Source organism: Thiocapsa sp. UBA6158, assembly GCF_002423035.1.
GTDB lineage: Bacteria > Pseudomonadota > Gammaproteobacteria > Chromatiales > Chromatiaceae > Thiocapsa.
Map to the genome: position 1 here is coordinate 1 of NZ_DIUM01000006.1, position 6,896 is coordinate 6,896.

Below are 6,896 nucleotides of genomic sequence, written 5' to 3' on the forward strand. Positions count from 1 at the left end.
ACACAAGTCGGACAGGCTCCTAGGGACAAGCGCCGGAGGGTGGGCGAGCGAGAGCGAAGTCCACCGAACCCCGCGCCGCCGCTGGTGGACTGCGCTGCGCTTGTCCCTACCGTTGTGCTCTTCCGACTCGGGAGACCGACGCGCCGCGCCAGAGGTTGAAATGATATATTTTTTAATATTTTAAACCGCGCCGACTCCAGCGGTCGTCAAGTCTTCCGGGGCCGATCCCATCCAAAAACATCGCATACCGCTCTGGGCGCGGTTTAATCCATCAGATCGACCTCGATCCCCGACTTGGCGAGGACCTCGCGGCGCGCTGCAAGATAGCGTTGGAAGCTCGGCTCCCACAGGTAGGCGCCTGTCGCGACATAATCCAAGGCGCCATGGATATGGAACGACTTGAAATAACCCTCGGTGCGAAAGATCTCGCGCCCGGCGGCATCGAAGAACACCAGACTGGGTGTGTACTTGATGCCGAGCTCGGCGGCCCAATCGCGGATCGGGATCTCGCGGCCGTCGACCGTTTGGACGGGGTCGCGCGAATAGGTATCCAGGATTGCCCCGTCGAAGGCGCTCAGCGAGTAGGCGACCGGCTCGCGCTTGAGGATGTCTTCGTGCAGCTCGTCGCAGTCCCGACAGGTGGGCTGCTCGAACATCACCACCAAAGGACGCATGGAGGCATCGCGATTCTCCGCAAGTCGGAACGGGGTCGTCAGGAACCCGCCCTGCGCATGCAAGGTGCCCTTGGCCTCGGCCGAATCGAGTCCGCCGGCATAGTCGGCGAATGACTCGCCGACCTGCTCGCGCCGCTCGGCGACATAGGCGAGTGCGGCCTTGAAGCGATGGGGCGGGAAGTAGCCGTTGATCCGCAGTACGACCTGCCCGGCCTCGTCGAGCAGGAGCATCGTGGGTGTGAACTGGACCTTGAGATCTGCGCCGAGTTGTTTTTCAGTGGTGGACTGCCCTGACAAGCCGGTCACCTCCCGATCACCCCAGAGATTGACGGCGACGACGTCGAAACTGCCCTGCATCAGACGGGCGATTGACTGATCGGCCAGGTTTTCCTGCAACAGCTTGGCGCAGTAGGGACAACCGTCCTGATAAAAGTAGAGGAGCAGACGCTTGTCCTGCGCAGTGGCCTCGGCGACGTCCTCGCGGATATCCAAAAAAGACGCCTTGAACCAATCGGGTTGCTCATGATAGCCGGGGTTCTGCATCCCGGGGGTCAGCTCGGCGGGTCCGTCGCTTGCGGCCGCGGCGAGCGTGCCGAGCAGCAGCAGACTCCAGGCCAGCCGATGCATCCCGATCGAAGGCGTCTTCATCGCTCCAGTCTCCTCTGCGGTGCAACGGGGCTGCCGAGTGCCGATGGGCACAAGGATTCCCCTTGTTGTGATGCGGCTCGAGCGCCGAGGCGCCTGTGCTTGAGGCCGCCGGCGATTGCCGAGGTTCCTACGCGTCGCGATCGGGCGTGACCCGTTCGGGGCAAGCGAAACGCCGCTCTTCGGGGTAGGGAAAGACATCCTCGAGATGACCCGCCCGGATGTGCTCTTGGCGCGCCTGCCACCAGGCCGGGTCGAACAACTCGCTGTGCAGCTCGCGGAAGACCTTGCGGATCCGCGGGTCGGTCAGCAGGAAGGTCTCGAACTCCTCCGGGAAGACGTCGTTTGGACCCGCGCTGTACCAGACCTCTTCGGCCATCTCCATCTCGGGGTAGGGTGCGGGTGGAATCTCACGGAAACGACACTCGGTCAGATAGCAGAGCTCGTCGTAGTCGTAGAAGACAACGCGGCCCTGACGCGTGACGCCGAAGTTTTTGAAGAGAAAATCGCCGGGGAAGATGTTGGCCGCGGCGAGTTGCTTGATGGCATCGCCGTATTCGCCGATCGCGTGGCGAATGTCCTCCTCGTCGGCGGTGTGCAGATAAAGATTCAGCGGCGACATGCGTCGCTCGATATAGAGATGCTTGATGATGAGCTGATCGCCGTCGGATTCGAGACTCTTCGCGCAGTCGCTCTCCAGCATCTCGATGAGGGCGGCCGAGAAGCGGTGACGCGGAAAGGCGACGTGCGAATATTCCCAAGAGTCGGCCATCCGTCCGACTCGATCATGCAGTTTGACCAGCTGGTATTTCTCTTTGACGGTCTCGCGGGTCATCTCCTTCGGCGGCGGGAAACGGTCCTTGATGACCTTGAAGACGAAGGGAAACGAGGGGAGCGTGAAGACGCACATCACCATCCCGCGGATGCCGGGCGCGATGACGAAATCATCGGCCGAGTACCTCAGATGTTTGAGGAAGTCGCGATAGAACTCCGCCTTGCCGAACTTCTGCAGACCGATGGCGGTGTAGAGCTCGGCCTTGCCCTTGTGCGGCATCAGGGGGCGCAGGAAATCGACGACCGCCGCCGGCACCTCGGTGTCGACCATAAAGTAGGCGCGCGAGAAGCTGAAGACATCCGAGATCTCGTCCCCGCCCGAGAGCAGGGTGTCGACATAGAGTCCGCCGGGCGCACCCTCGTCTCCCTCGTCGTTGAGGATCGGGATCGCGAACGGGATCTGGTCCGCCCCGTTGATGGCCTTGCCGATGATATAAGCGGCTTTGTTGCGGTAGAAGGGTTCGGAGAGGACGGCAAGTTGGAAGTTCTGATGCAGTGCGCGTCGGCGCGGGAAGCGGTCGCGCACGGCACGCATCAGACAGCGGATGTCGTGCCGGCGATTTCGGAAAGGGCGCTGAAAACCCATGTCGCCGAGGATGCGGGCGATCACCCGCGCGAAGCCGTCGCGTGCCGGGTAGTAGGGGCGAAAGATCGGGATCTCGGCCTCGAGGTGCTCGGTCGAGATCATCGGCCAGACGAAGATGTAGCTGTTGTTGTAATAACGCCGATCGAAGAGCCGGCAGAACACCGAATTGTAATAGGTCTCGGCGAGCTCGGGCTGGTGGTGCAGCGGCAGGAGGCGCATGTATTCGATCTTCACGCGGCGCCACAGGATGTCGGTCGGGTCGCGCAGATGAAACTCGCGGCGCAGCAGGGCGACCGTCTCGCCGACCCGCTCGTCGTAGTAGCTGATTCGCTCGCGTGCCGCCGCCTGAACCGCCGGCCAATCCGCCGCCTCGAAACGGTCCCGCGCCTTTCCGGTGATCTCGCGGAACAGCCTGTAGTGACGCCCGAATCCGTCGAGGATCGCCTCGGCAATCTGTTTCGCCTCGGTCCATGCCATGGTCTTACCTCGTTGCCCCCATCCGGATCGATCGCAGCCGCGCGTGGTTCCGACTAATCAAGATTCAGCGGCTCGTCGGCCACCAGGATGCCGTCTTCGTCGCAGTAGACCTGATCACCCGGGACGAAGCGCACGCCGGCGAAGGTAAGCGGGATGTCCCGTTGTCCTTCGCCGCGCCTGAGGCTCTTGCGTGGATGTGTCCCCAATGCCTTGACGCCCAACCGCATGGCGGCGATGTCGCGACTGTCGCGGATGCATCCGTAGAGGATGACCCCGGCCCAGCCATGCTCCACCGCGCTTGCGGCGATGAGGTCTCCGAGCATCGCACAGCGCATGGAGCCCCCGGCATCGACCACGAGGACGCGGCCGTGTCCGGGTTCGGCCAAGGCCGACTTCACCTGAGTGTTGTCTTCGAAGCACTTGACTGTCACGACCGGCCCGCAGAAGCGGACCTGGCCGCCGAAATCACGAAAGATCGGATCGCAGATGCGGACATGCGTGTCGTATCGATCGGAGAGGTCGGCCGTCTTGAAGTCGAGGTCGTGCGGCGCGGATGGGAGCTCTGTGGGCATGTGCGGTCGCGGTCGGGTCTGTCGGGAGAGTGCCGAGTATATACCGAGCACACGCGATTTTTCGCCGGATTCGACGCCCGGTAAACCTGAGCTGTCTAGTCTGAGATTTGTCAATGCATCGCACCGCGGCGATGCCTAGACTGCACGTCAACCTCATTCCCCGAGCAGAGGTCGGATGACTCGGTCGCGAAGACCGAAGCGCTCGGCGACACTGCTCGACGCACCATCGGAGCCAAACCATGACCCAGCAGACCCGAACCGTGACGCGCTCGACACGCACCGCAGCGGCAGCCACGCCTTACTGGTTGTGGGCACCGGTGCTCGCGACGACGACCATGCTCGCCGTTCTCTTGTTCATGCCCATGCCGTCGGTTCTTTGAGCGACAATGTCGGGAGCATGATGGACACTCCAGATCAGCAACCCGGTCGGTTGGAGCACTTTCCAATTTCCTTCTTCGCGATGGTGATGGGCCTGTCGGGCCTCACCATCGGCTGGGAGAAGGCTCAGACGGTCCTCGATCTCGACTTGGGTATTACCCCCTGGTTGATCGGCGTGACGAGCACGCTCTTCATTATCTTGATGCTGCTCTATGCGGCGAAGCTCGCCCTGTATCGGCACGCCGTGATCCAGGAGCTGCGCCATCCGGTCAAGCTCAATTTTTTTCCGACCATCTCGATCAGTTTGCTCCTGCTGTCCATCGCCTTTTTGCCGGTCATGAATGACGTGAGTCGGGCGCTCTGGATGGCGGGCACGGCGCTTCATTTGATCTTTACACTCTATGTCGTGAATGTCTGGATCCATCACGAGCACTTTCAGGTGCATCATATGAATCCGGCCTGGTTCATCCCGGCGGTCGGCAACGTTTTGGTGCCCGTGGCGGGAGTGCCTTTAGGTTATCAGGATATTTCCTGGTTCTTCTTCAGTACCGGAATGCTCTTCTGGCTGATCCTGATGACGATCATCTTCTACCGGGTGCTGTTTCATCACCCGATCGAAGAGCGTTTGATGCCGACGCTCTTCATCCTGATCGCACCGCCTGCTGTCGGGTTCATTGCCTATTCACGGCTTGTCGGGGAGCTCGATGCCTTCGCGCGCCTGCTCTATTTCATCGGTCTCTTCTTGACCTTGCTGTTGTTCACGCAGGCAAATCGATTTCTGAAACTCGGGTTTTTTCTGTCCTGGTGGGCCTACTCCTTTCCGCTGGCGGCGATCGGCATCGCGAGTCTGCTGATGTTCGAGCGCACCGGGCAGGATCTCTACCGCTATCTCGGGCTCGGTCTCTTGACCCTGCTGACCGGAATCGTCGCCTTGTTGTTGGCACGCACCGCCATTGCGGTGCGGCGCAACGGGATCTGCGTTCCCGGTCACTGACGCCAGGGGCAGACACGGGACGACGGGTTTGCGAAACCGCTGCCGCGATGTCCCGATCATTTCCGAGCCGGCCGACCCCGTCGTCGGTCGCCGAGCCTCCGAACCGAGTCCGTCCTCGAGGAACCATCATGTCCGACGTCGCCTCCGCGGTGAAAGCGAATCCGATCTATGCCTTGGTTTTTCTGATCCTCTCGTTCGCCGCAGGGATCCTGTTGGCCTATTTCCGCGGGCCGCAGACACCGGTGACCGAGCCGCTGGCGACCGAGACCGTTGCGGCCCTGGAGGTCGCGGAGTCAGACGCGCCGATCTCGGTGCCCGTCGAGGCAGAGGCTCAACCCGATCCGGGTGTGCTGAAGGCGCGTCTGACCGATGCCGAAGCGAAGATCCGGCGTCTCGAGCAGGAGCTGGTCGCAGTGGCGGAGAAGCAGGCGGCGTTCGCGCTCGTCGTTTCGGAGCAGCGCGAACGTCCGGCCGGGATGCTCGCCGAGACCAACGCACCGGCCGCGCCCGAAAGTGACGCGGCCGCCGTGAACGCAGCATCCGCCACGGACCGGTTGGAGGATGACCTTGCGCGTCTCGGCGCGCGTCCGACCAAGCGCGGCCACTTGGTGACGCTGACCGAATCGGAGCTGCGCTTCCCGGTGGGTGCGGGCACGCTCGACTCGGCGCGCTCCGAAGGGCTGCAGGCCATCGCGGAGGTCCTCGGGCGGCATGAACGCCTGACGGCGCGTATCGAGGGCCACACGGATCGCTCCGGCAGCGCAAGCAAGAACCTCGCGCTTTCGCAGGAACGCGCCCGCTCGGTCAAGGATGCCTTGGCTGCGTTGGGTGTCGATGCCGCACGCATCGAGATCGTCGGGATGGGGGAGACGCGTCCCCTCGACGATGGCGATACCGCTCAAGCGCGTCAGCGCAATCGTCGTGTCGAGGTCTATCTGATCGAGCCTTGAATCGAACTCGGCTGCCCCGCGTTGTCGCGAATTCGGCTGTTGTTCCATGCGATCGGGCGCTCCGAGCTATCCGCACAGAGGATCGTATCCTCGACCGCGATCAATATCTCCTTCTCCTCGAAGGTTACACGCGCAAGGATCCGGCGGGCCTGCTCGCGCTCGCGTTCGGGTGCGAAGGATCCCCGAGCCCGACCGTGACCCTGTCCTCATGCCTGCGTAGCGACTCGCCGGCAGGGCAAGAAGGAGCGCGATCGTCGTCGAGTCGGCCAACGGCGAGGATGTGCGGATGTGCGGCCGAGGTGGCGAGAATGCGCGCCGCGGTCGAGGCCTTGCTGCGCGATTGATCCTGCAGGATGGTCGAGGCGGCATGCCCGGCACTTGCGCGGCCGCTTCCTGCACAAAAAACCGGCGGTGCTGATGCACCGCCGGTCACTTTGGCTCGGCCGGCCGGAGATCCGGCCGATGGATGGCCGCGCTTCGCGTCGGAGCGCAGCAGGATCAGAGGTTTTTCAGAACTGGGCCTCTTCGGTCGAGCCGGTCAGGGCCGTCACCGAGGATGCACCGCCCTGGATGGTGGTGGTGACGTCGTCGAAGTAACCGGCGCCCACCTCCTGCTGGTGCGACACGAAGGTGTAGCCCTTCTCGCGCGCCGCGAACTCGGGCGCCTGTACCTTCTCGACATAGTGGCGCATGCCTTCGCCGCGGGCGTAATCGTAGGCGAGGTCGTACATGTTGAACCACATGCTGTGAATGCCGGCCAGGGTGATGAACTGGTACTTGTAGCCC

At 62.7% G+C, this 6,896-nt stretch carries 6 protein-coding genes and 1 pseudogene; 3 read left to right on the forward strand and 4 right to left on the reverse strand.

All coding sequences use genetic code 11. The features are described from left to right. Positions 1–263: 263 nt before the first annotated feature. The 3 genes from B4N44_RS01185 to rraA all read right to left on the reverse strand — a co-directional run bounded on the left by B4N44_RS01185 (position 264) and on the right by rraA (position 3,788). Positions 264–1,322, reverse strand: a complete 1,059-nt coding sequence (locus tag B4N44_RS01185) for a thioredoxin family protein (protein WP_296695954.1) — start codon at positions 1,320–1,322, stop codon at positions 264–266. A 127-nt stretch (positions 1,323–1,449) separates the two neighbouring features. Beyond that, a complete protein-coding gene (aceK, locus tag B4N44_RS01190; RefSeq protein WP_296695956.1) occupies positions 1,450–3,216 on the reverse strand; it encodes a bifunctional isocitrate dehydrogenase kinase/phosphatase in 1,767 nt (588 codons plus the stop codon). 53 nt (positions 3,217–3,269) lie between these two features. Continuing rightward, positions 3,270–3,788, reverse strand: coding sequence for a ribonuclease E activity regulator RraA (gene rraA, locus B4N44_RS01195; RefSeq protein WP_296695959.1), 519 nt, complete (start codon positions 3,786–3,788; stop codon positions 3,270–3,272). Positions 3,789–4,027: 239 nt separating this feature from the next. Here rraA and B4N44_RS01200 point away from each other — a divergent pair, with 239 nt between their 5' ends. The 3 genes from B4N44_RS01200 to B4N44_RS01210 all read left to right on the forward strand — a co-directional run bounded on the left by B4N44_RS01200 (position 4,028) and on the right by B4N44_RS01210 (position 6,110). Further along, complete coding sequence (locus tag B4N44_RS01200) at positions 4,028–4,168, forward strand: hypothetical protein (protein WP_296695962.1); 141 nt, start codon at positions 4,028–4,030, stop codon at positions 4,166–4,168. A gap of 20 nt (positions 4,169–4,188) precedes the next feature. After that, positions 4,189–5,160 (forward strand): SLAC1 anion channel family protein, encoded by a 972-nt coding sequence (locus B4N44_RS01205; RefSeq protein WP_296695965.1) that lies wholly within the window; start codon positions 4,189–4,191, stop codon positions 5,158–5,160. A gap of 128 nt (positions 5,161–5,288) precedes the next feature. Further along, the gene (locus tag B4N44_RS01210) at positions 5,289–6,110 is read left to right on the forward strand and encodes an OmpA family protein (RefSeq protein WP_296695964.1); all 822 of its coding nucleotides are present in this window, start codon (positions 5,289–5,291) and stop codon (positions 6,108–6,110) included. Between the two features lie 509 nt (positions 6,111–6,619). Here B4N44_RS01210 and B4N44_RS01215 read toward each other — a convergent pair. Continuing rightward, positions 6,620–6,896 (reverse strand): annotated as a pseudogene (locus B4N44_RS01215) (isocitrate lyase); the annotation flags it as partial.

Bases quoted from the DNA above. Each gene is read 5' to 3' on its own strand.
- B4N44_RS01210 (WP_296695964.1), top strand. From the start codon at position 5,289: ATGTCCGACGTCGCCTCCGCGGTGAAAGCGAATCCGATCTATGCCTTG.
- B4N44_RS01185 (WP_296695954.1), bottom strand. From the start codon at position 1,322: ATGAAGACGCCTTCGATCGGGATGCATCGGCTGGCCTGGAGTCTGCTG.
- aceK (WP_296695956.1), bottom strand. From the start codon at position 3,216: ATGGCATGGACCGAGGCGAAACAGATTGCCGAGGCGATCCTCGACGGA.
- B4N44_RS01200 (WP_296695962.1), top strand. From the start codon at position 4,028: ATGACCCAGCAGACCCGAACCGTGACGCGCTCGACACGCACCGCAGCG.
- B4N44_RS01205 (WP_296695965.1), top strand. From the start codon at position 4,189: ATGGACACTCCAGATCAGCAACCCGGTCGGTTGGAGCACTTTCCAATT.
- rraA (WP_296695959.1), bottom strand. From the start codon at position 3,788: ATGCCCACAGAGCTCCCATCCGCGCCGCACGACCTCGACTTCAAGACG.